Annotated in this window: 20 protein-coding genes and 1 pseudogene; 8 read left to right on the forward strand and 13 right to left on the reverse strand. The window is 70.0% G+C overall.

The genetic code is table 11. The features are described 5' to 3' along the window. Positions 1–362: 362 nt before the first annotated feature. From ACWC2B_RS06715 to ACWC2B_RS06735, 5 genes and pseudogenes are all read right to left on the reverse strand, one after another. Positions 363–650: a hypothetical protein gene (locus tag ACWC2B_RS06715; protein ID WP_450715351.1), complete on the reverse strand. Its 288-nt coding sequence runs from the start codon at positions 648–650 to the stop codon at positions 363–365. Positions 651–1,155: 505 nt separating this feature from the next. Further along, positions 1,156–1,915, reverse strand: a pseudogene (locus ACWC2B_RS06720) (helix-turn-helix domain-containing protein); the annotation flags it as partial. A 27-nt stretch (positions 1,916–1,942) separates the two neighbouring features. After that, positions 1,943–2,275, reverse strand: a complete 333-nt coding sequence (locus ACWC2B_RS06725) for a glyoxalase superfamily protein (protein ID WP_450715352.1) — start codon at positions 2,273–2,275, stop codon at positions 1,943–1,945. 282 nt (positions 2,276–2,557) lie between these two features. Continuing rightward, positions 2,558–3,760 (reverse strand): MBL fold metallo-hydrolase, encoded by a 1,203-nt coding sequence (locus tag ACWC2B_RS06730; protein ID WP_450715353.1) that lies wholly within the window; start codon positions 3,758–3,760, stop codon positions 2,558–2,560. 121 nt (positions 3,761–3,881) lie between these two features. After that, positions 3,882–4,331 (reverse strand): PPOX class F420-dependent oxidoreductase, encoded by a 450-nt coding sequence (locus ACWC2B_RS06735; protein ID WP_450715354.1) that lies wholly within the window; start codon positions 4,329–4,331, stop codon positions 3,882–3,884. A 70-nt stretch (positions 4,332–4,401) separates the two neighbouring features. Between ACWC2B_RS06735 and ACWC2B_RS06740 the strand changes: the two genes are divergently transcribed. The 6 genes from ACWC2B_RS06740 (at position 4,402) to ACWC2B_RS06765 (ending at position 9,506) form a co-directional block, all read left to right on the forward strand. Next, positions 4,402–5,022 (forward strand): GNAT family N-acetyltransferase, encoded by a 621-nt coding sequence (locus tag ACWC2B_RS06740; protein ID WP_450715355.1) that lies wholly within the window; start codon positions 4,402–4,404, stop codon positions 5,020–5,022. 26 nt (positions 5,023–5,048) lie between these two features. Beyond that, positions 5,049–5,255: a hypothetical protein gene (locus tag ACWC2B_RS06745; RefSeq protein ID WP_450715356.1), complete on the forward strand. Its 207-nt coding sequence runs from the start codon at positions 5,049–5,051 to the stop codon at positions 5,253–5,255. A gap of 204 nt (positions 5,256–5,459) precedes the next feature. Further along, positions 5,460–6,281, forward strand: a complete 822-nt coding sequence (locus ACWC2B_RS06750; protein ID WP_450715357.1) for a polysaccharide deacetylase family protein — start codon at positions 5,460–5,462, stop codon at positions 6,279–6,281. Positions 6,282–6,317: 36 nt separating this feature from the next. Beyond that, on the forward strand, positions 6,318–6,737 hold the full coding sequence (locus tag ACWC2B_RS06755; RefSeq protein ID WP_450715358.1) for a hypothetical protein: 420 nt from the start codon (positions 6,318–6,320) through the stop codon (positions 6,735–6,737). Between the two features lie 330 nt (positions 6,738–7,067). After that, entirely contained in the window at positions 7,068–8,339 is a 1,272-nt protein-coding gene (locus ACWC2B_RS06760; protein WP_450715359.1) for a phosphatase PAP2 family protein, read from the forward strand. A gap of 189 nt (positions 8,340–8,528) precedes the next feature. Continuing rightward, entirely contained in the window at positions 8,529–9,506 is a 978-nt protein-coding gene (locus ACWC2B_RS06765) for an NAD-dependent epimerase/dehydratase family protein (protein ID WP_450715565.1), read from the forward strand. 132 nt (positions 9,507–9,638) lie between these two features. On the opposite strand, the gene ACWC2B_RS06770 is transcribed toward ACWC2B_RS06765, so the two are convergent. Then, a complete protein-coding gene (locus tag ACWC2B_RS06770) occupies positions 9,639–10,430 on the reverse strand; it encodes an SGNH/GDSL hydrolase family protein (RefSeq protein WP_053724115.1) in 792 nt (263 codons plus the stop codon). Between the two features lie 215 nt (positions 10,431–10,645). Here ACWC2B_RS06770 and ACWC2B_RS06775 point away from each other — a divergent pair, with 215 nt between their 5' ends. After that, positions 10,646–11,824 (forward strand): erythromycin esterase family protein, encoded by a 1,179-nt coding sequence (locus ACWC2B_RS06775; RefSeq protein ID WP_450715360.1) that lies wholly within the window; start codon positions 10,646–10,648, stop codon positions 11,822–11,824. A 55-nt stretch (positions 11,825–11,879) separates the two neighbouring features. On the opposite strand, the gene ACWC2B_RS06780 is transcribed toward ACWC2B_RS06775, so the two are convergent. The 7 genes from ACWC2B_RS06780 to ACWC2B_RS06810 all read right to left on the reverse strand — a co-directional run bounded on the left by ACWC2B_RS06780 (position 11,880) and on the right by ACWC2B_RS06810 (position 22,022). After that, a complete protein-coding gene (locus ACWC2B_RS06780; RefSeq protein WP_450715361.1) occupies positions 11,880–13,118 on the reverse strand; it encodes a S53 family peptidase in 1,239 nt (412 codons plus the stop codon). A 323-nt stretch (positions 13,119–13,441) separates the two neighbouring features. Beyond that, the gene (locus tag ACWC2B_RS06785; protein ID WP_450715362.1) at positions 13,442–14,413 is read right to left on the reverse strand and encodes a patatin-like phospholipase family protein; all 972 of its coding nucleotides are present in this window, start codon (positions 14,411–14,413) and stop codon (positions 13,442–13,444) included. Positions 14,414–14,426: 13 nt separating this feature from the next. Beyond that, positions 14,427–16,241 carry a peroxidase family protein gene (locus tag ACWC2B_RS06790; protein ID WP_450715363.1) on the reverse strand — a complete coding sequence of 605 codons (1,815 nt, stop codon included), beginning with the start codon at positions 16,239–16,241 and terminating at the stop codon, positions 14,427–14,429. Then, positions 16,238–18,154, reverse strand: a complete 1,917-nt coding sequence (locus tag ACWC2B_RS06795) for a GMC family oxidoreductase (protein ID WP_450715364.1) — start codon at positions 18,152–18,154, stop codon at positions 16,238–16,240. Before ACWC2B_RS06795 ends, ACWC2B_RS06790 begins: the two co-directional genes overlap by 4 nt. Then, on the reverse strand, positions 18,151–18,567 hold the full coding sequence (locus tag ACWC2B_RS06800; RefSeq protein WP_450715365.1) for a hypothetical protein: 417 nt from the start codon (positions 18,565–18,567) through the stop codon (positions 18,151–18,153). Before ACWC2B_RS06800 ends, ACWC2B_RS06795 begins: the two co-directional genes overlap by 4 nt. A 63-nt stretch (positions 18,568–18,630) precedes the next feature. Continuing rightward, positions 18,631–19,659 carry a hypothetical protein gene (locus ACWC2B_RS06805; RefSeq protein ID WP_450715366.1) on the reverse strand — a complete coding sequence of 343 codons (1,029 nt, stop codon included), beginning with the start codon at positions 19,657–19,659 and terminating at the stop codon, positions 18,631–18,633. Positions 19,660–19,928: 269 nt separating this feature from the next. Further along, positions 19,929–22,022, reverse strand: coding sequence for an alpha-galactosidase (locus ACWC2B_RS06810; RefSeq protein WP_450715367.1), 2,094 nt, complete (start codon positions 22,020–22,022; stop codon positions 19,929–19,931). Positions 22,023–22,182: 160 nt separating this feature from the next. Between ACWC2B_RS06810 and ACWC2B_RS06815 the strand changes: the two genes are divergently transcribed. Beyond that, entirely contained in the window at positions 22,183–22,998 is an 816-nt protein-coding gene (locus ACWC2B_RS06815) for a tyrosine-protein phosphatase (protein ID WP_450715368.1), read from the forward strand. The last annotated feature ends 9 nt before the right edge of the window (positions 22,999–23,007 follow it).

The raw sequence follows: 23,007 nt of genomic DNA on the forward strand, positions 1-23,007 counted from the left end.
TGACGGCTCATCAGTTCAACTGGTGGGCCGTCACGAAAGATCGAGGCTAGGTACCGGTGAATCAGTCCAGCGGACCGAGGACACCAAGACCGCCACTGCCGGACTGGAGGCCACGCCCACCGAGTAACACCAGGTCATTCAAAACCACAGAAGCCCCCAAGCCACGTCACATCGACGCGGCTTGGGGGCCCTTCTGCGTTTAACGATCAGCCACGGCAGCCGCTGCAGCCGCCCTAAGGCGCTCTACTGCTAACGCCCTTTCGGACTCGTTCCCAAGGAGATTCGCGCGCGCCTGGTGCTCGGCGGCGTCATCCACCTACTGGTCGTACTCGTCCGTGATCCACTTAGGCAGGCGTCTGCGCTCACTTGTCTAGGGCGCTGTTGTTGCAGCCCATGCTCGAACCCATGTGGGTGTTCTGGGCACCCGGGTTGCCCTCGCCGTTGAGCGCGTTGCCCAGCAGGCCGTTGAGGATGCCGACCTGGCCGAGGACGTCCACGTTCAGGTCGTGCGACCGGCAGTTGCTGCTCTGCCCGATGCCGAAGCGGTCGCCGCCCTTCTCCCCGTCGTGCGCCTGCGCCGTGCCAGCGGCCAGCATTCCGAAGCTGCCGAGGGCAACGACCAGGACGGCCGCCTTGCGAAGCTCGTTCATTTCATCTCCGTTGGAGTGACTGGATGCGACCCGTGATAGATCGATTCCTTACGACCACGGAACTTAATACGCAATACTTACAAACCGTCCGATAACACGCCGAGTGTCGCCATACTGCTGAGGAAGCACCGTGAAGGCGTAACGCCCCCTGTTCGTCAAGCGCAGAGGCATCCAAGGCACGCCACCACCGCGCGCCTTGGATGCCTTTCTGCGTTCTACCGGTTCACATCATCGAGCAACGTCTGGATCTGACCGAGGTCCGCGATCAGGTATGAGCGGGATCCGGACCCGTTACGGAAGACCAGACACCATAGATCGTCCCGGTTGAGCAGGATCCGAGAAAGCCACGCCGTGGTGGGTCCCAATCGGAGTTTCCCTCCCTCCTGGCCTGCCTCGTAGATCACTCGGTCGATGACCTCTTCCACGTATCCCACATCGCCACGCACAACCTCCCGCCCTTGCAGCTCAACTCCCAGGGTCCTGCTGTCGTAGCGCCTCAACTCAGGCCGTAGAGCTTGTCCTTGCCCAGGTCGTAGGCGGCGAAGAGGTGCCGGACCCCGTGCGGGCGGGTGCAGGTCGCCCGCCGTCGGGGCCGGGGCTCGCGGTCGGGGTCCTTGTGTCGTCCGCCGCGCTCGGCCCACTGCCGTCCGGGGTGGGGCTGGAGGTTGAGCGGGCCGAACTCGTCCAGGCAGAAGATGACTTCGGGTTCGCCTTTTCGGGTATGACCTCGCCGTCGGCGATCGCGTAGAGGTGCTCGGCGCGGGCCTTCTTGGCGGCATAGTCCGGGTTCGTGGGAGGTCTTCCAGGTCTCTATGCGTTGAAAGGACACGCCCTCCTCGCGGAGCAGGACCCGAAGGCCCTCGTGGCTGATGTCGTCGACCACCCCCTCGGCGACCAGAAAGTCGGCCAGCTTGGCCAGGCTCCAGGCCGAAAAGGGCAGGCCGTGCTCAGCCGGCTTGGACTTGGCGATCTTCTTGATCTCCCGGCGCTCGGGCAGCGTGAAGGTCCTGGGCCGGCCGCCCTTGTACTTCGGGTAGAGCGAATCGAAGCCGTCGGTATGGAAGTTGTGGATCACATCCCGGACCCGATCGGGGCTGGTGAACGTCACCTCGACGATCTTCGCCACGGGCATGCCCTGCGCCGCCAGCAGCACCATCTGGGCCCGCCGCCAGGGTCACCACCGACCCGCTGCCTCTGCGGATGATCCGCAGCAGGCGCTGCCCCTCGTCGTCATCGATCTCGCGGACGCGTACTCGCTCAGCCACTTCCCTGCCGCGCACTGCCGGCGAGTGTCATTCCGTCGGCGTGCCGATCCGCAACCGGTTGCCGTCAGGGTCACGCAGCTCGATCTCACGCGCCCACGGAGCGTCCTTCGCCTGCACACCGAACTCGGAGGCGATGGCCTCGACATCGCGAACGCGGAGGTAGACCAACGTGTCGGGGCGGGCGTCGCCCTTGTGCTCCGACAAGAACAACCGCACCCCGCCCCGGGCGACCTCGACGAACGTGGGAAGCCCCGGTTCGAAGCGGTGTTCCCACTGCTTGGCGAAGCCAAGTCGCTCGTACCACGCGACCGCCGCCGCAGCGTCCTCGACGCGAAGAATGGGGATGGCTTCCTCGTCCATGGAGCCATCTTCGCAGACCGGGCCAACACGCGACTCTACTGATCTTTCATTCCTCGACCTTCACTCGTCGCATAGCGCTGCGTCTTGCGGCCCCACGAACCGAGTGCGAACAACGATGCGCGACGGCCCTGTTGTAACAGGCAAGGGTGTGAACTGCTGACACCGCTCGTTCGCTGTAGGTCTGGGCGGACCATCAACCGTTCGTACGAGCCGGTCACGCTCCTCACTGGTCATGTCGTTCCATAACCGCGCCACCTCATCGAGACCGCTCATGGCGCGACGTCACCTATCCCCAACAAGGTCAAGGTCGGCCTCTGAAGTGGTAGCCCGTGGGGTGAGCGCGCGGGCAGCGCTGCGCCAAGGATGGGCAATCGGCGCCGACACCGCTCGCCACCAAGCCTCGGCCGGCACCTCCCCAGCGGGCTCAAAAGGCTCGCCGGGCCGAGGAGTCGCTACGGCCTGCCCAACTTCCTGTGCTGCGTCCAGGGTCCACTCACCGGGTTCGGCCCACGCGTGCGGGGCGAGGTTGAAGGTTCCCCAGTGGATCGGCATGATCACGCCGTGCGGCCTGCCGCCCTGGAGGTCGAGGTGAGCGCGCAGGCCCTCGGCCGGAGTCATGTGAATGTCGGGCCAGAATTCGCTGTAGGCACCGATCTGGATCATCGTGGCGTCGAACGGGCCGTGCTCCGCGCCGATGTCCTTGAAGCCGCCGAAGTAGCCCGTGTCACCGCTGTGGTAGATCCGGTGCTCGGGGCCGGCCACCGCCCAGGACGCCCACAGGGTGTGCTGCTGGTTGCGCAGGCCGCGGCCGCAGAAGTGGCGGGCCGGGGTCGCGGTGAGGGCGAGCCCGTTGACCTTGACGGACTCGTTCCAGTCCAGCTCGTGGAGGCGGTCGGCGGGCACGCCCCAGTGTTCCAGGTGGGCGCCGACGCCGAGCGGCACCGCGAACACCGTGCCGGTTCCGGCCAGGGCGCGGATGGTGGGCAGGTCGAGGTGGTCGTAGTGGTCGTGGGAGATGACGACGACGTCCACCGGACCCAGCGCGGCCAGCGGCAGCGGGACGGGGTGCAGCCGCTTGGGTCCGGCGAAGGCGAAGGGGGAGCAGCGCTCGCCCCACACCGGGTCGAAGAGGACCCGCCGCCCGTCGATCTCGGCGAGCACGCTCGAATGGCCCATCCAGGTGAGCCGCAGCCCGGTGGGCGGCGGCTTCGCGATGTCGGCGAGGGTGGTCGGGTGGACCGGGATGGTGCCGGTGGGGGCGCGGCGTACGCGCTGCTCCTTCGCGAAGAACTGCTTCGCGAACTCCAGGGTCGAGCCCGATGGCCGGGTCCGCGCGCCCTCGGGGTTCTGGAACACGCCGTCCGCGAAGTTCGGCGAGCGGCGGATGCGAGCCATCCGCTCCCCCGCCGGGTCGGCGCCGAACGCGTCGGGCCGCAGCTCACGGAGTCTCGAACGAAGGGGAAGCAGGGAACCAGGGCCGGTCACGGCACCTCCTGGGGCTCGGGGTATTTCCATATTGTGCGACTGTTGCGGCCGCTGTGCTGGGAGCGTCACGGGCGGCCGCGGGCCGGCCGGGCCCCCGGCCGGCCCGCGGCCGCGGGACCGGTCAGGCCCCGCCCTGGCGCGGCTGGCCGTACGCCCGCTCCACGCGCAGCCGCAGCACGAGGCGCCGGTCACGGACCATGACGTTGCGGTACTCGTCCCAGTCGGGGTGCTCGCCGCGCACTTCCCGGTACAGGGCGACCAGTTCCTCGACCGTCTCGTCGTACGGGTCGGCGGCGACCGGCGTCAGGTCGGCGGTGCCCTCGGCCACCGTCCACGCCCAGCGGTCCTCGCTGGTCACGTGATAGCTCGCGCGGGGGTCACGGCGCAGGTTCCTGGTCTTGGCCCGGTCGTCGGTGAGCGAGACCTTGATGACGCCCTCGTCCGGGTAGTAGGCGTGGTTCACGTTGGAGAGCTGGGGCCGCCCGTCCCGTTTCAGGGTGACCAGGACGCCGCCGTCCTGCTCGGCGACCAGTTTCAGGAGCGCTTCCTGGGGTGCCTCGAATGCCGTCATGGCTGTGGAACGTGGATATGGGCGGCCGGATTCCCCGGAGCCGCCCGGCGGCGCCTGCCATGATGCGGGGATGATCACTCCGATACCTCCCGTGGTGCCCGCCGGCCGGATGGCCCGGCAGCAGCAGCCCTCCTTCGTCCTGCCCGGCGGACGTGAGCTGCGCCCCTGGCGGGAGTCCGACGCGAACGTTCTGGTGGCCTCGTGCCTGGATCCGGAGATCGTGAAGTGGAACCGCCCCGAGGCGCTGACGCCGGACACCGCCCGCGAGAAGATCGCCCGCTGGGGGCAGCGCTGGACCGAGGAGGCCTCGGCGATCTGGGCGATCTCGCGGCGCGAGGACGACCAGGCGGTGGGCCTGATCGGGCTCGGCGATCTCGATCTGCGGGGCGGCAGCGCGGAGTTCCTGTACTGGCTGCTTCCGTCCGGCCGGGGCAGGGGCGCCGTCCTCGACGCCACGCTGCGGGTCAGCCGGTGGGCGCTGGAGGAGCTCGGGCTGCACCGGTTGCGGATCTGCCACTCGGTGGGGAACCCGGCCTCGTGCCGGGTGGCGCAGCGGGCCGGGTTCGCCCTGGAGGGCACGATGCGCAGCGCCCTGCTGCACGCCGACGGCTGGCACGACGAGCATCTGCACGCCCGGGTGGCGGGCGACCCCTGGCCTGACGGGGCCGACCTCAACGGGCTCCCGTACTGACTCGTCGTTCCGTTGGGGTGTGCCGCATGCCCGTTCCTCTCGTCGTGCCCTCCTGGACCGATCACGTCACCGGCCGCCGCGGCCACCTCGTCCTACACCGCCTGATGCGCGGCGCGTCCAGCGGCTGCCCGCGCATCAGGCCTACGGGACGACCGCCGCGCGAGGCCGCCTACGCGCTCGCCGCCGCGACGCTGCCCGTGATCACGGAAGGGTCCGGTGGTACGTGCCGCTGATGGGCCCGGCTCCGCAGCGTCTCCCGCGCATCCCCGCAGGCCCGGACAGGTCCGGCTCGCCCCCGCCCCGGGGGCGCCCATCCCATTCCGGCCGCCTCCCACCTAACTATGCACTCGATGTATACACCTAGCGTATAGTCCGGCGGAGATCCTCAGCAGAAGGTCGTCGCGAACGGGAATCCCACCGTCGAGGAGAGCACCGCCATGCTCAAAAACAGCTCACGCCTGTCCAAGAACAGCTCGCGGCGCATCCGGTCCCGGGCCGCCGCATACCTGGTCGCGGCCGCCGCACTGTCCTTGGCCCTGACCGGCTGCGGCCAGGACTCCACCTCCCCCAAGGAGGCGCGCGGGCAGGCCGACGTCAAGTCCACCCACGCCGAGGCACACCTCAAGGCCGCCGGTACCGCGAACCCCGTGGACTGCGCCAAGGCCAAGTGCATCGCCCTGACCTTCGACGCCGGGCCAGGGCCGCACACGCCTCAACTCCTGGACATCCTCAAGGAGAAGAAGGTCCGCGCCACCTTCTTCCTGCTCGGCAAGAACCACGTGGACACCCACCCGGACACCGTCCGCGGGGCCGCCGCCGAGGGCCACGAGATCGCCAACCACACCTGGACGCACCGCCGCCTCGATCAGCTGAAGCCGTCCGAGATCCGCACCGAACTGGGCCGCACCCAGCAGGCGATCAAGGCTCTGACCGGCCACGAGCCGACGCTGATGCGCCCGCCTCAGGGCCGCACCGACGGCGAGGTCAAAGACGTCACCAAGGAGCTCGGCCTCTCCCAGGTCCTGTGGAGCGCCACCGCCAAGGATTACGCGACCACCGACAGCGCCGTCATCCGAAAGCGGATACTCGACCAGGCAGGCCGCGACGGCATCATCCTGCTGCACGACATCTACGACGGCACCGTGCCCGCCGTCCCCGGCATCATCGACGAGCTCAAGAAGCGCGGATACACCTTCGTGACCGTCCCGCAGCTGCTCGCGCCCGGCACCGCGGAGCCGGGCACCGTCTACCGGCCGTGACAGTCGAGCACGTACGCCCATGTGTAGGGTCGGCCCATGGCCAGAGTGCGGTTGGGCGTGGCGGAGTGGCGCGAGGAGATGCCGCGAGCCGCGGTCGAGCAGATCGAGGCGCGCGGGGTCGCCGCCGCGCGAATCCCAGACGTCGCCGCTTCGCCGGGCGTGAGCAACTCCCTTGTCCTGTACCCCTTCTCGATGGAGTCGACGGACTCGACGGCGGAGTGGCTGGTCGCGCGTTGGAAGACCGCCCCGACCGAGGTCATAGCCGAGGGCGCGACGGCCTGCGAGTTCGGCTGCGCGGGCCCGGCATGGCGCCTGGCCGCCCTCCTCGACGGACCGGCCGTGCCGATGAGCCCGTACCCGGGCTCGCTGTCGCGGGCAGCCACCCCGGCGGGGGCGGAAGACGTGGCGGCCCGCGAACTGGCCGTGTACCGCGCCGAGTTGACGGCAGCCCGCTGAACACGGTCATCCGGAGCCCCGCTCCCACCGCCGGACTCCCTCTCGCCCGGCACGCGGCAGCGCGTGCGCTCTGCGGGGATGCCGCGCGGGATCGCCCGGCGACGGTGCCACTCAAGACCAGCGAAACCCACGCACACCCCCCTCCGATAACATGATCCGACTCAGATTGATCGCCCGCAGCGTCCACCCTTCACGGAAACCATGCAATCGACCACGAAGAGTGACTCGCTTAGTCAACGTCTCACAAATCGGCGTCCAAACAAATCGGCCAAACCATTGATATCGCGAATAAATAGCAGAGTTACAGTTGCATGGCGTCAACCCCGGGTGATGCTGTGGGCCGCGGCAGGAGTGGTGGCCCTCGGATTCCTCATCGCGCTGGAAATTGCCGCCCATCATTACGGCCTGCCCGGGCCGATGACCAACCAGGCGAAAGAGGTGATACTCCCTCCGAAATCGGGACCGCTGCTGTACGCCAGTATGGCGTTGATGATGGTGGTGCTCACCTGGCGGGAACGGTTCATCGCCATCGGTGCCGCGATCGGCATCGACGTCATCTTCTTTCTGGTGCGGTGGGCGATCGACGCCAAGATGATGTTCGGCAACGGAGCGTTGTGGGTGATGCTCGGCTGCGCCGTCATCGCCGTCACGCGCCGCACCGGCCGGGAACGCATGCTGCTCCTGAAGGGCGTCGGCCTCGGCCTCCTGCTGGTGGCGGGCCGCAAGACCGGCGACACCTGGCTGCTCATCACGTCGAAGACCCGCCCGACGGTCCTCGACCAGTACGTGGCGACCGCCGATCACGCGCTGGGCGACCCGTCCTGGGTGGCGGGCCGCATCGTCAACGCCACCGGCTCGATCGGCGCGCACGTCCTCGACTACGTCTACATTCAGCTCGCCGTGGCCGCGGTCATCGTCGCGCTGTACCAGTTGCGCAACGTGGCGGCCGAGCGGCGCTTCCCGGCCCACCACCTGGTGCGCACCTTCCTGGTGATCGGCCTTCTCGGGCCGGCCATCTACATGATCTTCCCCGTGGTCGGGCCGATCTTCGCCTACGGCGCCGACGGCGGGCATTTCGCGGTGGCCAACCTGTGGCCGAACACCCCGCCGGGCGGTGGTGCTCCGCACCACATGGGATTCAATGAATTCACCCCGCGCAATTGCATGCCCAGCCTGCATACGGCATGGGCCACCACCATCTTCATTCATTCCCGCAAGGGCCCGCTCATTCTGCGGTTCGCGGGCGCTTTCTGGCTGATCGCCACGCTCGGCGCGACGCTGGGATTCGGTTATCACTACGGCACGGACATCATCGCGGGCGTGGTGTTCGCGCTCACGATCGAGGCGGCTCTGCGTTCGCTCGCACGCGGCTGGGACCGGTCCGGAATCCAGCTGGTCGCTTACGGCACGATCGTTTTCGCCGCGCTCCTGGTGTCCTATCGCTATCTGTCGGTGGAGATGGCCGATCATCCGTGGGTGTTCGGCCCCCTCCTCATGCTGGCGATGATCTCGGTAATCTACGGCTTCGTACGGACGACCAGACTGTGGGAGCCACAGGTCGCACCGGCACGGCAACCGGAGCTGCAACCCGAACTCGTCTGAGTCATCGTGCGGCAGGTGGTGGGCCGAGCGCTTACCGCCAGGGGACGGGAAGCTGAACGTGTACCGGCGAATACCTTCACTGTGCCGCGGGGCACGGTGAAGGTTCCCGGTTCACGGGATTACGCCCAGAGCAAGCAAGCGTTCCCCGCCCCTCCCCCAGCGGGCAGAGTGGCGATCATGAGACTGCTGATGCTGGGTGGAACGGAATTTGTCGGCCGGGCCGTCACCGAGGCGGCGCTGGCGCGCGGGCACGAGGTGACGGTCTTCCACCGGGGGCGGCACGAACCACCTGCCGGGGTGGTCTCGCTGCACGGCGACCGCACCGCCCCGGAAGGTCTCGCGGCGCTCGCGGACGGCGAGTGGGACATGGTCGTCGACACGTGGTCGCACGCCCCGGCCGCCGTCCGCGATGCGGCCCGGCTGCTCGCCGGACGGGCCGGGCGGTACGTGTACGTGTCGAGCCGCTCGGTGTACCCCGAGACGGCGCCGGCCGACGCGGGCGAGGACGGGCCGCTCGTGGACGGCTCCGCCGACGAGGCGGGCGAGGTGGCCTATCCGCAGGCCAAGCGCGGCGGCGAGCTGGCCGCGATCCGCGAATTCGGCGCGGACCGGGCCCTGTTGGTGCGTGCCGGGCTGATCCTCGGCCCGTGGGAGAACATCGGCCGGCTGCCCTGGTGGCTGAACCGTGCCGCGCGCGGCGGTGACATGCTCGCCCCGGGCCCGCGCGATCTGGGCATCCAGTACATCGACTGCCGCGATCTCGCGGAGTGGACCCTGGACGCCGCCGAGGCCGGCCTCAGCGGCCCGTACAACATCGTGAGTCCGCCGGGGCACGCCACCATGGGCACGCTCCTCGAAGCCTGCGTGCGGGTCACGGGCGACCGGGCCGTGCTGCGCTGGACCGACCCCGAGCCGATCCTCGCCGCCGGGATCGAGCCGTGGCTGCAACTGCCGGTGTGGCTACCGCCGGGCGAACAGCACGACAGGATCCACGGCTCGGCGGTGGCGAAGGCGGTCGGAGCCGGGTTGCGGTGCCGCCCCGTCGAGGAGACGGTCGCCGACACCTGGGCCTGGCTCGGCTCGATCGGCGGGACCGCGCCCCAGCGCCCCGACCGCCCCCGGGTCGGCCTCGACCCGCAAACCGAGGCGAAGGTGCTGGCCCGCTGACCGGCCCAACGCGACAAAGCCGGCCCCGCCGGGCCCCGGCGCAGCCCGTCGGGGCCGGTCGGCTGATCGCCGACGTCACCCAACAGGCCTGACAGCACCGCTCAGTGACGGTCCGTCAGGCCTGACGGTTCGTCAGAGCGGCAGCAGGTCCGGGCGCTTGGCCGAGACCTCGTCGCCCGAGGACTCGCCGCGCAGTCGCCGACCGATCCACGGCACCAGGTACTCGCGCGCCCAGTGGATGTCGTCGCGCCGCACCTCCAGGGTGCCCCGCGGCGGCAGCGGGGGCCACGGCTGGTCCGGGTCGGCCGGGACGTCGAGCCCGAGCACCTGGGCGGCGCGCAGCGCGACCCGGGTGTGCCCCTCGGCGGAGAGGTGCAGCCGGTCGCCGTCCCAGGCCCGCCGGTCCTGCACGGACTTGAGCGACCACAGGTCGAGCACCGGGCAGTCGTAGCGGTCCGCGATGGCCCGCACATGCCCGTTGTACGTGGCGATCTTGCCCCGCAGATGGCGGAGCAGCGTAACGCCCCGGGTGTCGAAGCCCGTGGTCACCATGACGGTGCCGACGGCCGGCTTCAGGTCGGCGAGGGCCCGCTCGAAGCGTTCGGCCACCTCGTCGGGGTCCGTGCCGGGCCGGATGATGTCGTTGCCTCCCGCGCAGAAGCTCACCAGGTCGGGCGCGAGCTCCTTGGCCCTGGGCACCTGGTCCTCGACGATCTGGTCGAGGAGCTTGCCCCGGACCGCGAGGTTGGCGTAGCGGAAGGACCCCTCCGGCCGCTGGTCTGCGAGTAGCACGGCGAACCGGTCCGCCCAGCCGACGAACGTCCCGTCCGGGCCGGGGTCGCCGACGCCCTCCGTGAAGCTGTCGCCGATCGCCGTGTACGACCCGAACGTGCCGCTGCTGAATGATCTCGAATCGTCTGCCACGAGTGCATATCTTTCACCCACGCAAGTGACCTACGCCACCGTAGGGAGGGGTTGACGGGGGGTGATATAGACCACCCGGTCAGTTTCCCAGGTCCGGGAATAGGCCAGGAGCACACCCACAACTGCCCCTCGGGGCTCGGACGTTCACGCCGCACGGGCACCGGGGCACAACAGCCCTTGACCTCAATCGCACTTCAGGTCGCAGGCTGAGCGGCATGACGAACGACAGCGCGCTTTCCCAGGCCTCCCTCCCTTCCCTTCCCCTCTCCGACGCCTCGCTCGACGAGCTGGCCGACAGGCTCGCCCACTCGGCGACGATCGTCGGCATCGGGGAGTCCACGCGCTTCTCCCGGGAGACCTTCGGCGTACGCGACCAGCTGTTCCGCCGGCTGGTCCGCCACCACGGGTTCCGGGCACTCGCCGTACAGGACAGCGCCGGTGTCGGCGCCGAGCTCGACCGGTACGTGCTCGGCGGCGAGGGCTCGGCCGCGGCCGCGCTCGACCACGCCTGGCGCCCCCAGCGCACCGTCGAGCTGGCCGTATCCCTTGAGTGGATCAGGGAGTTCAACCGGGACCACCCGCACGATCCCGTACGGATCTTCGGCGTGAAGCCCGCTCAGGCGGGGCCGGAGGATTACGACGCCGTCCTGGACCACGCCCGCGGGTCGGCTCCCGAGCGCCTTGCGGAGTTGGCGGCCCACCTGGACCCGATCCGGACCGCTCACCGGACCGATGAGCACGTCCAGCGCGCCCGGGGAATCCACCCGGGACGCCCTTTCGCCGAGCATGCCCGCGACGCGCTCGCGCTGCTCGGGTCGCTGCCCGGCGTCGGCGCGCACGACGACGTCCTGGCGCGGATGCGGCTGATCGTGGACTTCCATGAGCACAGCGTCGCCGGTCGGGGAAACTACGCGGGCGAGGCCGGTGAATGGGCCGATGTCATCGGCGACTTCCAGCGTCGGACCGGCCTGCGTACGGTCTACTGGGACGGCATCGCGCACACGTCGGCGGCCGAGACCGTTCTGGGCATGGCGCCCGAGCGCGGTCCGCAGCCCACCGTCGGCAGTGTGCTGCGGGGGCGCTACGGCGCCCGATACGTGTCCGTGGCCATCGGCTTCCACCACGGGGACCTGGGTTCCGTCGCCGTCCCGGAACCGGCCGGTGACCTGATCGACGCGCGGCTCGGGGAGGTGGAGCTGCCCGCGCACTGGCTGGACCTGCGTCTCGACGCCGTCCGCGGCCCATGGGACGGCCCGGCGAAGGCCCGTGTCATCAGCGGCGTCTACGACCCGTCCCGCGACGCCACCGGGTACCTCGCGGTCGACTCCCTGGCCGACGCCTTCGACGTACTCGTTCACATCCGCCAGGCGTCCCCGGTCCACTGGCTGCCGTGACGCCCAGAACGGCCGAAGGGGCCGCCGCGATGCGACGGCCCCCAGGGGAACCGGGTCAGCCCTTGAAGGCCGCGGTGCCGTTCGGGGTGCCGAGGCCGGTCGGGCCGTCGTAGCCCGTGCCCGCCTTGCACAGGTAGTCGCCGCAGCTGCCGTTGGCGCCGGAGGTGACGTCGTTCAGCGAGCCGGTGTGGGCGTAGGGGAAGGACGAGGGAGTGGAGTTCGCGCCGGGTGCGCCGGCGAGGGCGTACACGCTCGCGATGATCGGCGAGGAGGCGCTGGTGCCGCCGTAGACGTTCCAGCCGTTGGCCTGGTAACTGTCGTACACGGCAAGGCCGGTGGCCGGGTCGGCGACCGCGGAGACATCCGCGACGGCCCGCTTGGCGCAGCCGGTGTCCTTCTGCCAGGAGGGCTTCGGGTCGTACGCCGAGCAGCCGGAACCGGCGCCGCTGCCACCGGAGCTGGAGCCCCACACCGACTCGGACCAGCCGCGCGTGCTGCTGTCCTTCTTCAGCGAGGTGCCGCCGACGGCGGTGACGTACTGCGAGGCCGCCGGGTACTCGACGCCGTAGCCACTGTCACCGGAGGAGACGGTGATCGCGACGCCCGGGTGGTTGAAGTACTTGCTGTCCGCGGCGGTGTCGGCGGATTCCTCGCCGCCGCCGTAGCTGTTGGAGACGAACTTCGCGCCCAGGGTCACGGCACGGTTCACCGCGGCGCCGAGGTCGTCCATGTTAGCGGACTTGGCCTCGACGAGCAGGATGTGGCACTGCGGGCAGGCGGCGCTGACCATGTCGACGTCGAGCGAGATCTCACCGGCCCAACCCGCGTCCGCCGTCGGGTAGTTGGTGCCGCCGTCCTGGTCGACCTTCTTGAAGCAGCCGTTGGCGGTGGTGCAGGCGGGGAGCCCGTACTGCGAGCGGTAGGTGGCCAGGTCCGACTCCGCGTTCGGGTCGTCCTGCGCGTCGACGATGGCCACCGTCGCGCCGGCACCGCCGTCGGCCGGCAGGTTGTAGGCCTTCTGCAGGTCGGCGGGGCCGAGGCCGGAGGGGGCGGCGTCGGCGGTGATGCCTCTGTGCTGCTTGACGTCCGTACGTTCAAGGGCGAGGCAGTGCATCTGGCCCGGCTTGGCCGTCGCGCACACCTGCTTGACGTTGGAGGCGGGGTCGTCGGCCTGCTGGGCGGCGGCTGTGGGGGCCGCGGCGAGCAGACCGCCGGTGACGAGCGCGAGCAGGGAAAGCAGCGCGGGAGCGCCGCCGGCTCGTTGTCCGAACCTGGAGGTTCGTATGTGCTGCACGGTTCTTCCTCCATGGGGGGATCGTCCTGCCCTGGGACGGACGGGACGCGAAGAAACGTCGAGTGCATGACAAAGTGACGTTTGGGGACTGCCACCACGAGGAGTGGGGGCAGTCATGAACGTACCGACAGACAACACCGGTTGACAGGCGCCCCAAGGCAAAGGCTGTCTATTGCCTATGTGCGCAAGTGTGCCCCGCGTGAGGGAGCGGTGAAGAGATCAGGTCCGGCGGTCACACCACGTCCCGCTCATGGACGAACCCCCCATCTCTTTACGGGAGATGAGGGGTCGCTTCCCACTATGGCACTCAATTCGGTCGTGCGTCAGCCCTTCCAGCGTCCGAGGAATTCACCGGCCGCCTTGCGGCCCTGTTCCACGACCGCGTCCCGGGCCTCCGCGTCGATGCGGAAGTCGGTGATGCCGACGCCCGTGCAGTCCACCTCCACCGTGCGCTCCCGCACCCCGGGCCGGTCGAGCGACGTCTGGTCGCGGCCGACCAGGGCCGTCGTGACGACCTGTTCGAGGAGCGCCAGCGGCGGCCACATGACGCGCGCGGCGAGCGGCGCCAGGTTGGCGATCCCGGCCGGCAGATCGGGGATGATCCGCACGCCGAAGGTCGGCCAGCGCGACTTCTTGCCGTCCCTGCGGTCGAAGATGTCGACCGCGAAGTTGGACAGGATGCCGCCGTCCACGATCACCGAGGACTCCTTGGTGACCGGGTTGGTCAGGGCGCACGGCCGGAAGTAGAACGGGATGGACAGCGAGCAGCGGACGGCGTCCGCGACCTTCTGCTCCTCGGCCTTCAGCCCGAACAGGTGGTAGTCCCAGGGCAGTCGGAGCAGCCTGCCGCGCGTGACGTCGGTGGCGAGCACGACCAGTTTGTACTTCTGGTCGTCGGCCAGGTCGGCGTCGGCGCCCGGGTCGTCGGTGCGCAGATCGGCGAAGGTGGTGACGCCGAGTTCGGCGAGCTCCTCCTCGATCCACTCCCTGATCCAGTCACCGCGGTACGCGCCCCGCATGCCGAGCAGGGCCATGCCCTCGCTCACCAGCGGCACCCCGGGCGGCTGGCGGTCCGGGATGCGGCTCAGGTCGAGCCGGTCCATGATGCCGCGCAGTTCCTTGGCACCCACCCCGGCGGCGACCAGCGCCGCCGCGATGGCTCCCACGGAGGTGCCGGCGGCACGCGGGAAGGTGTAGCCGTCCTCCAGGAGGCGGATGACGGCGCCCGCTGATCCCAGGCCCCGTACGCCGCCGCCTTCGAGGACGACGTCGGCCTTGCGTTCACCGTTGGTCATCGCGGCGCCCCCTTCACTCCTGTCCGGCGACGTTCCACGGCGCGAACGCGTTCTTGAGTCCGGTGAGCGCGGTGCGCAGTTCGGGGTGGTGGCGCAACAGCACGCTCATCATGCTGTTGTCGTCGATCCACTTCAGGCCCGCCTTCGAGTACACCTCGGGGGTGTAGTACTCGGTGAAGAAGCGGTCGCTGTTGAGGCGCCGGGACGCCATCAGGATGAAGATGCGGAAGGCGGTGTCGCTGAACGCGAATCCCTTGGGGAGCTTCTCGGCGAACATGCCGACCGACAGGTCGACCTTCTCGATGTCGCCCTCGTACACCTTCATGATCTGCTTCGCCCACCGCGGGTTGTCGGTCAGGTCGTCGAAGCGCTCGGCGGGCTTCATGCGCAGCAGTCGGCGGAACTCGTTGTAGCGGGGGACGCCGAGTTCGCGGGAGCGCAGGATGTCGGTGGCGGCGAGGTCCTGGAGGTGGCCGTCGGGGCGCTCGTATTCCTGGAGGAACTTCGGGAAGTTGTGCAGGGTGACGAGCCCCGGGGGGAGCGTACCGAAGCTGTAGAGGAGGTCGGTGGTGGAGATGGAGCCGAGCACCTTGAGGGCTTCGGGGCCCGCGATGTCGCGGAACGAGGCGTTGCGCAGGGTGGTGTTGTCGTTGGCGGCGCGCAGTTCCCAGTCGTCGCGGATCAGCGGGTGCATCCGGTAGACGGCGGCGAACTCCTCGGTCAGCGCGTACGGCACGCCGTAGTGGTCGGTCTCGCCGCCCGGGATGCCGCTGATGACCTCGGACTTGCTGATCCGGCCGAACAGGTCGTGGACCCGTTCCCCGGCCAGGCCCCACCAGTTGGTGTGCAGCGCGGTGACGGTGGTGGGGTGGCTGATGACGGCGGGGGTCCACTCCACCGTGTGGATCTTGGCGAGGAGGGCGGCGTTGATCAGCCGGCCACGCTCGAAGAGCTCCTCGTCGTCCCACCCGGGGTAGGCGGCGTGCAGGTGGTCGCAGATCGCGTTGTGCTCGCGGGTGAACAGGCTCTGCATCAGGGCGAGTCCGAGCCAGAAGCCGGGCACGCGCGAGGGGTCCCGGGCGGGGTCGGAGGGGAAGGGCATCCGCTCGTCGTCCCACAGGTGGAGCTTGCCGAGCTGGCCGGTGCGCATGGCGCGCTGCTCGTCCTCGGTGCTGCCGTAGATCTGGGAGGCGTCCCACCAGTGCGAGAAGACGTTGATCCGGGTGTCGGGGGTGCCGGCCGGGGCGTGCGGATCGCGGGTGGGGTCGTCCATGGTCCGCATGATCTGCATGGGCCGCTCGGGCCACGGGTCGTCGTCCATCAGCGGCACGGTCCAGGGCCGGTCGGAGACTCCGGTGCCGTGGCTGAACCAGTCGCGGACCATGAACTGGAGCCAGGCGGCGACCAGGGAGTTGACCGAGTCGGCCGAGATGAAGGTGTCGCGGGTGAGCAGTTCGCGGCTGACCTTGCGCGGGTTGGGCTCGGAGAGCACGTCGGCGGGGCTGACCGGGGGGATCTTGTCGAGCGGGATGTTGCGGCCGAAGCGGGTGCCCGCCATGCCCATGCGAGGCTGGCCGAGGTCGTTGTAGCTGCCGTCGGCCGTGCGGTTGACCTTGAACGAGTCCTTGGGCGGGACCGGTTCGGGCACGTTCACCGCGGGGATCTTGTTGGTGTCGTGCAGGTTCTCCTGGCGGTAGCGGACGCGCAGTCCGAGGAGGGTGCCGAGGCCGAGCGGCAGCGGCAGTTTGTCCCAGCCGATCCTGGCGTCCAGGAAGTCCGCGATGCCTACGACGATTCGCCACGGCAACGAGGTGCGGTACGAGCTCATCGGTTCCCCCCTTGGGGCTGTCCTTGGGGCAGTGGTGGTGGCGCGTCGGCGAGGATCACGTCGCTCGCCTTCTCGCTGATCATGTAGATCGGGGTGGCGATGAAGAAGCCGGGGATGCGCGGGAAGACGGAGGCGTCCACGATGCGCAGCCGGTCGACGCCGCGGACCCGGAACCGGCTGTCGACGACGGCCGCGGGGTCCCCGTCGGCGCCCATCGGGCAGCTGCACGAGGCGTGGTGCCCCCAGGCCTCGTCCTGCACCCAACTCCGCACCTGGTCACGGGAGTTGATGTCCTTCCCGGGCCAGAGCTCCTCGCTGATCGAGTCCCCCGCACGGCGGTTCATGCCGCGGACGAATTCGACGGCATCCGTCATCGCCTCCAGGTCGACGCCGTCCTTGTCGGTGCCTTCGGCGAAGTAGTGGAAGTTCACCACGGGGGTGTCGCGCGGGTCGGCCGAGCGGAGCCGCACCGCTCCCCCGCTGTTGTGGGTGTGCGCCTTGAGGATCGCCCAGGTGAACCGGTCCTTGTGGCGCAGGTTCTCCTTGGAGTAACCGGGGTAGTAGCCGCGGAAGTCGGCGGGGAACCCGAACAGGAACAGGTCGGGTGCGTCCAGGCCGGGCCGTGACTTGCGGGTGATCCCGACGACCGAGCCGTTGCTGGTGTAGAGCCCCTCTCCGCGCTGCCAGGCCCGGTAGCAGCGGTCGGGGGTGGCACCCGGCTCCGGCGCGTGGAAGGTGCAGTCCTTGACGATCGGGAATTCCTTCGCCATGCGGCTGACGACGCCCACCTCGTAGCGGTCCTGGAGGTTGCCGCCGACGCCCTGGAGGTCGAGGCGTACGGGGATGCCGTGCCGCTCCAGCTCCTGGCGCGGCCCGATGCCGGAGAGCATGAGCAGCTGCGGGGTGTTGAAGGCGCCCGCGCACAGGATCACCTCGCGGCGGGCCGCCAGCCTTACCAGGGGCGGGAGTTGGGGCTCGTACGAGGCCGCCGGGTCGGCGCGGTAGGCGCGTGCGGTGTCGATGAACTCCACTCCGGCTGCCGCTCCCGCGTCGTCGAGGAGCACGCGGGTGACGAGGACGTCGGTGCGGACGGTCAGGTTGTCGGGGTGTGTGGTGCGGGCCGCCCGGATGCGTTCGCGGGCCGCGCTGCGCCTGCCCCGGTCGGTCGACAGCGGGATCTGCCACAGCCCTTCGAGGCCCAGGGTCTGCACCCGCCAGTCGTTGGGGTCGACGGCCGCGCCCAGGCCTTCGAGGGGTGAGAGCGGGCGGCCGAGGAAGTCGGCCAACTCGCCCTCGGCGGCGGTGAGGATGACCTTGAGGAGCTGCTTGTCCTGGACAATCAGGGCCGGGTCGGCGAGATGGGTGGGCAGCCAGCCGTCGAAGCCGTGCCTTGAGCGGTTCAGATACCGGTCGGAGACGAACGGAAGCGCCTTGAGGACCGCGGCGAGGAGTGGATTGGCGGGCAGCCGCTTGGGCCGGGGGCGGTAGCCGCAGCGCTCGATGCGCTCGAAGTAGCCGCGCATGGCCTCGGCCCGCCAGGACTGGTCGCCGGTCGCCTCGGCGATGGCGTCCCAGTCCCGGTTGTAGGGGTAGACCGTGATCATCGCGTGGTGTGCGGTGCAGCCACCGACGGCGCCCGCCCGCGGATAGAGGATGCCCTTGCCCGCGACCGCTTTGGTGTCGCGCTGGTGCTGCTCCTCGTTCGCGTAGTGGCGTACGTAGTAGTTCCAGCACTGGACCGGGTCCTCGGAGGCGTCCCCGTGGAAGGCGGGCACCAGGTAGTTGTCGTTCTCGTGCTCGCCGCCCGCGTCGATGAGGAGGACCTTCATGCCGGCCTCGGCCAGGTTCGCGGCGAGCGGGCCGCCTCCCGCCCCCGCGCCGACCACGATGTAGTCGTAGTCCGCGCCCGTCACTTCTTCTCCCTGGCCCCGTCGCCCAGCGCGCTGACGGCGAGCGCGGTGTTGGTCGCGGAGATCAACGTGGTCATCGCCGCGGTACGGGGCGGCAGCAGGCCCTTGATGCCGAGCATGGCGGCGGTCAGGGTGTCGGAGGCGTGGATGAGGACGCCCTCGCGGAGGTCCTGCTCCAGGCGTTCGCCGCGGTTGGTGAGCAGGTCGAGGCCGAGCAGGATGGTGCGGATCCCGAAGAGCCGGAAAGCGTACACGGCCGCGGGATTGGGTTCGGAGTCGCGGTCGAGGCGGTGGATGAGCAGGGCGGGCGCGATGAGGCCGGCCGCCCCGTTCAGGAGCCGGATCCCGGCGAGGCCGTACAGGGCCGCGGGCCGGGCGGTGCTGGTCGCTGCGGCCGATGCGCGTTTCTTCGGCATGGTCCACTCCCATCGAGGCGGAACGAGTCGTTGGCGGGGCGGCTCGGCGCGGGGCTTGGGCCCCTACTCCTGGCCGAGCCTGCGGGCGCTGCTCGCCCCGTAGGCCAAGTCGCGCGAACGGTTGAGGTTGCCGAGCGGCCGGAAGGCGTCCGTGGTGCGCCACGGCGTGAAGACGAGCTGCTCGACGCGGCGGGTGACGGCGGCGGCTTCGTTGGAGTCGAGGTCCTGGCGCGGGATGGTGAGCGTCGCGACGGGCACCGGCGGCGCCACGTCCTCGGGCCACTCCACCGAGGCGTTCTCCACCGGCGTGGTGGCCTCGTCCACGAAGCGCTGCAGGCACAGCTCGTACACGACGTCCCGCTCGCGCAGCCGGGCCGCGAGCTCGGTGCGCAGCCGGTGCTGGTCGGAGCGGTCGGGCTTCGGAGCCGGGGGCCCGCCGGGGCTGGGCCGCAGCTGGTACTGGACGGGGCCCGCGTCGCCCCACAGGATCGGGGCCTGGCTCCAGTACCGCTCCTGGGAGAGGCTGCCGATCTTGCGCGAGACGGCCTTCTGGAGGGTCTTGCGCATCCGGGTCGCGGCCGGCCTGCCGACCGCGCGCGGCAGCTTCACCAGGAAGCGGTAGGCGACCTGCGCGGTGCCGCTCGCACCCGCCATGACCTCGGAGAACTCGACGAACTCGCGGGCGTTGGCGGCGTGCGACGCGGGGATGTTGAGCATGAGGAGGTCGTGCCGTTCGTCGTCATCGACGACGATGCGCACGGCGATGCCCCGCAGGTCCTGCGCGGCGTCGGCGGCCGGCACTCCGGCCGCGTTCGAGTACCGCACGATGGCCGGGTACTCGGCGCCCGGCTGGACGAAGCCCTCGCGCAGGCTCAGGGGCAGATCGGTGTGGAAGCGCACCCGGGCGTTCTCGACCGCGATGGTCGTCTTGGCGTGGAACGCCCGGTCGGGGCCCGGTAGTCGACCGGTCTCCTGGTTGATGCGCTGGATCCGTACGATGCGCTGGGCGAGCTCCTCGAAGACCTTCCGCTCGGCCTCCGGGCTTCCTCCCTCGTACTGCTCGTACTTCTCGTGCTGCCAGGGATCGGTCATGGTCCGGCTCCTCCCAACCGTGGGCGGGGAGCAGCGACGCTACTCGGCACCGGGTGGGGCGGGATATGCCAGTTTCGGGCCTGTTGTTCGATCTCGGGCCGCTATTTGCATCGGCGTACAACAACCGGGACCGGCGCTGGCGGCCGGGGCGCGATGGGCTCCGGCCGTCCCGCGAGGTGGTCGGAGGCATCACCTTTACGCCTCAACTGCCCCACAGACCAAGGGGGTTGATGGCCGAGTCCAGTCATGCGGGGCACATGAGAGCGCTCTCATGCCCTGCGCAGCCGGAACACGGCCGCATCCAGGTCCCCGCGAAGCCCGGTGGCGAGCCCCCGATGGAGCAGCACGGCCCCGCTGTATACGGTCCCGGTCTCCGGGCACGCGTAGGAGGCGGCCGGATCGAGCCCGCGCAGCCTGACGGCGGGCGGCGGCTCCCCGTAGTGCTGGGCCTGGAGCCAGGCCAGTACGACGCTGTCGTCGCCCCGCGTGTACTGGACCGCGCCGAGACCGCCGCCGGGCGCCCGCAGCCGGTACTGGGCGCCGAGTTGCACGACCGGTCTGATCTCCTTGTACAGCGCCACCCAGTCGCGGGCCTCGGCGAGTTCGGCCGGGCTCCAGCGGGTCAGGTCGCCGCCCACGCCGAGCACCCCGGCCATCGCGCTCACGAAGCGGAAGCGGAGGCTGCTGACGCGCCCGTTGAGCTGGGTGTTGGGACTGTCGGTCACCCAGGCGGCCATGACCCGGGCGGGGTGCAGCTGGCTGAAGCCGTGCTGGATGGCGAGCCGGTCGAGGGGGTCGGTGTTGTCGGAGGTCCACACCTGGTCGGTGCGGGAGAGCACCCCGAGGTCGATGCGTCCTCCGCCGCCCGAGCAGGACTCGAAGGCGACGTGGGGGTGGGCGGCGCGCAGCCGGTCCACCAGCGCGTAGAACGCGTGCACATGCTCGACCCACAGCTTCTGCGGATACGGCTCCCCGGGCCAGCCGGCATCGGTGAAGCAGCGGTTGAAGTCCCACTTCACATAGTCGATCGGGGCGCTGGAGAGCAGCCCGTCCAGCTGCTCCCACAGATGATCCTGTACATCCTTGCGGGCGAGGTTGAGGACGAGCTGGTTGCGGAACTCGGTGCGGGCGCGGCCGGGCTGGAACTGCACCCAGTCGGGGTGGGCGCGGTAGAGGTCGCTGTCAGGGTTGACCATTTCGGGCTCGACCCAGATCCCGAACTGCATGCCCAGGCCGTGCACTTCGTCGGCCAGCGGCTTCAACCCACCGGGAAAGCGGGTGGAGTTGGGAATCCAGTCGCCGAGCCCGGCGGCGTCGTGGGTGCGCGCGCCGAACCAGCCGTCGTCGACCACGAACAGCTCGACGCCCATGTCGGCGGCCCGCCGGGCGAGGGCGCGCTGCTGGTCCTCGGAGATGTCGAAGAGGGTGGCCTCCCACGAGTTGTACAGCACCGGCCGCGGCTGCCCGGCGCGCGGGATCACATGGGCCAGCTGCCAGGCGTGCCACTGCCGGCTCGCTCCCCCGAACCCGGCGCCGCTCCACAGCCCGGCGAACACGGGCGAGGTGTACGACTCGCCGGGCGGGAGCAGCATGAGCCCCGAATCGTCGTATCCCGCACCGCCGTTGATCTGCACCCGGCCGTCGGGCAGGTGGTGGACGGCGATGCGCCAGGACCCCGACCAGCCGAGCGCGCAGCCGTACACCTCACCGCTCTCCTCGGTCGCGGTGCCGTCCGCGTCGAGGGCGACCCAGGGCAGGTGCTGGTGTCCGGTGTGCCCGCGCCGGCTGCCGAGCACCTTCTCACCGGGGGTGAGATCGGAGCGTACGAGACGGGACTCGGCGGCCCAGCGGCCGTGCAGCTGGGAGAGCCGCCACCCGTCGCGCTCGGGCAGTGTCCAGGTGGCGGCGTCCGCGCGCAGCAACTCCATTGCGCCGTCGGCCCCTTGGTGGCTTGCGGTCACCCAGCGCTCGACGACGTCGAAGCCGTCCCGCATCCGGTAGTGCAGGGTGAGCCCGAGGCCGTTCACGGGGTCGGTGAAGCGCAGCCGCAGTTCGTCGCCGTCGACGTCCGAGCCCGTGAAGTCCCAGGCCGTGCCCCGCGCCTCACCTGCCCTTACGGAGAGCGCGGGGCGCACGAAGCGGGGTCCCCCTTCCACCGGGTACTCCTCCAGTCCGTCCGTGCGGGACTCGAAGGGCCAGTGGGGTGCGAGTGGCTCGCGGGACAGGGCTGTCGCGGCTTCCATCGGGATCCGGGGGCCCCAGTGGAGGTGCAGCAGCTCGTCCTGGTCCGTGAGGTGCAGCGCATAGCTGCTGGTCCGCCCGGAAAGCAGCCAAAGGCGTCCGTTGTCACCGATCTCAATCATCCCGACCCCCAGATCCGCACATGTACGCACATGATCGGGGTGGGGAGCCACCCTGGGCAAGCCTGTGCGGCACACAGGAAGATGGTTGCCCCAGGAACGCATGTCGTATCGTCGACAGACGCGCAGGCCGCGCCATCAAGGATCGACGTCAGGAGTCCCCGTGACCCAGCAGATTCCACAGGTCCCCGCGACAGAGCCCGAGCTTTCGGGGGTGCGCAACTTCCGTGACGTGGGCGGGTTGCCGACCGTGGACGGGCTGCGGGTACGCGCCGGGCGGCTCTTCCGCAGCGGGCACCTCGCCCACGCCACCGAGGCGGACGCGGCCTACCTCTCCACCCTGGGCCTGCACACCGTCTTCGACTTCCGCAACGCCGGGGACCAGAAGCTGGAGGGGCCGGACATCGCGCTGCCGGGTGTGCGCAACGTCAACATCCCGATGACGGATCCGGCCGACGGGGCCGAGTTCTGGAAGATGGTCCGCGACGGCGACCTCGACGATCTGCGCTCCGCGCTGTCGGGGACCAAGGGCGCGGACCGGATGATCCACGTGTACCGCGAGATCATCACCCAGCGCACCGCCGAGCACAGCCGGGTGCTGCACGCGCTCGCCGAGGACAGCGTCCCCGCGCTGATGCACTGCGCCGCGGGCAAGGACCGGGCGGGCCTGTCGATCGCGGTGGCGCTGCTCGCGGTCGGCGTCGAGCGGGACGCCATCGAGGCGGACTACCTCAAGTCCAACGACCCGCACCGCCGCTACAAGGTGCGTCGCACCAGCACGTCCGCGGATGCGATGTCGCCCGAGGTGATGGAGCTCCTGAGCCCCCTCTTCGATGCCCGCGCGAGCTATCTGCACGCCGCGTTCGACGCCGTCGAGGAGACCTGGGGCACCACCGACCGCTACTTCTCCGAGGGTCTGAAGCTGGCTCCCGAGACCCGCGAGCGCCTGCGCGACCGGCTCCTGGACGGCGCGGTCTGAGCGACCGGA

The organism is Streptomyces sp. NPDC001415, from assembly GCF_053597395.1.

Excerpts from the sequence above, each read along its gene's own strand:
- ACWC2B_RS06715 (WP_450715351.1), bottom strand. The coding sequence starts at position 650 with ATGAACGAGCTTCGCAAGGCGGCCGTCCTGGTCGTTGCCCTCGGCAGC.
- ACWC2B_RS06725 (WP_450715352.1), bottom strand. The coding sequence starts at position 2,275 with ATGGACGAGGAAGCCATCCCCATTCTTCGCGTCGAGGACGCTGCGGCG.
- ACWC2B_RS06735 (WP_450715354.1), bottom strand. The coding sequence starts at position 4,331 with ATGACGGCATTCGAGGCACCCCAGGAAGCGCTCCTGAAACTGGTCGCC.
- ACWC2B_RS06740 (WP_450715355.1), top strand. The coding sequence starts at position 4,402 with ATGATCACTCCGATACCTCCCGTGGTGCCCGCCGGCCGGATGGCCCGG.
- ACWC2B_RS06745 (WP_450715356.1), top strand. The coding sequence starts at position 5,049 with ATGCCCGTTCCTCTCGTCGTGCCCTCCTGGACCGATCACGTCACCGGC.
- ACWC2B_RS06750 (WP_450715357.1), top strand. The coding sequence starts at position 5,460 with ATGCTCAAAAACAGCTCACGCCTGTCCAAGAACAGCTCGCGGCGCATC.
- ACWC2B_RS06755 (WP_450715358.1), top strand. The coding sequence starts at position 6,318 with ATGGCCAGAGTGCGGTTGGGCGTGGCGGAGTGGCGCGAGGAGATGCCG.
- ACWC2B_RS06760 (WP_450715359.1), top strand. The coding sequence starts at position 7,068 with ATGCTGTGGGCCGCGGCAGGAGTGGTGGCCCTCGGATTCCTCATCGCG.
- ACWC2B_RS06765 (WP_450715565.1), top strand. The coding sequence starts at position 8,529 with ATGCTGGGTGGAACGGAATTTGTCGGCCGGGCCGTCACCGAGGCGGCG.
- ACWC2B_RS06775 (WP_450715360.1), top strand. The coding sequence starts at position 10,646 with ATGACGAACGACAGCGCGCTTTCCCAGGCCTCCCTCCCTTCCCTTCCC.
- ACWC2B_RS06785 (WP_450715362.1), bottom strand. The coding sequence starts at position 14,413 with ATGACCAACGGTGAACGCAAGGCCGACGTCGTCCTCGAAGGCGGCGGC.
- ACWC2B_RS06790 (WP_450715363.1), bottom strand. The coding sequence starts at position 16,241 with ATGAGCTCGTACCGCACCTCGTTGCCGTGGCGAATCGTCGTAGGCATC.
- ACWC2B_RS06800 (WP_450715365.1), bottom strand. The coding sequence starts at position 18,567 with ATGCCGAAGAAACGCGCATCGGCCGCAGCGACCAGCACCGCCCGGCCC.
- ACWC2B_RS06805 (WP_450715366.1), bottom strand. The coding sequence starts at position 19,659 with ATGACCGATCCCTGGCAGCACGAGAAGTACGAGCAGTACGAGGGAGGA.
- ACWC2B_RS06810 (WP_450715367.1), bottom strand. The coding sequence starts at position 22,022 with ATGATTGAGATCGGTGACAACGGACGCCTTTGGCTGCTTTCCGGGCGG.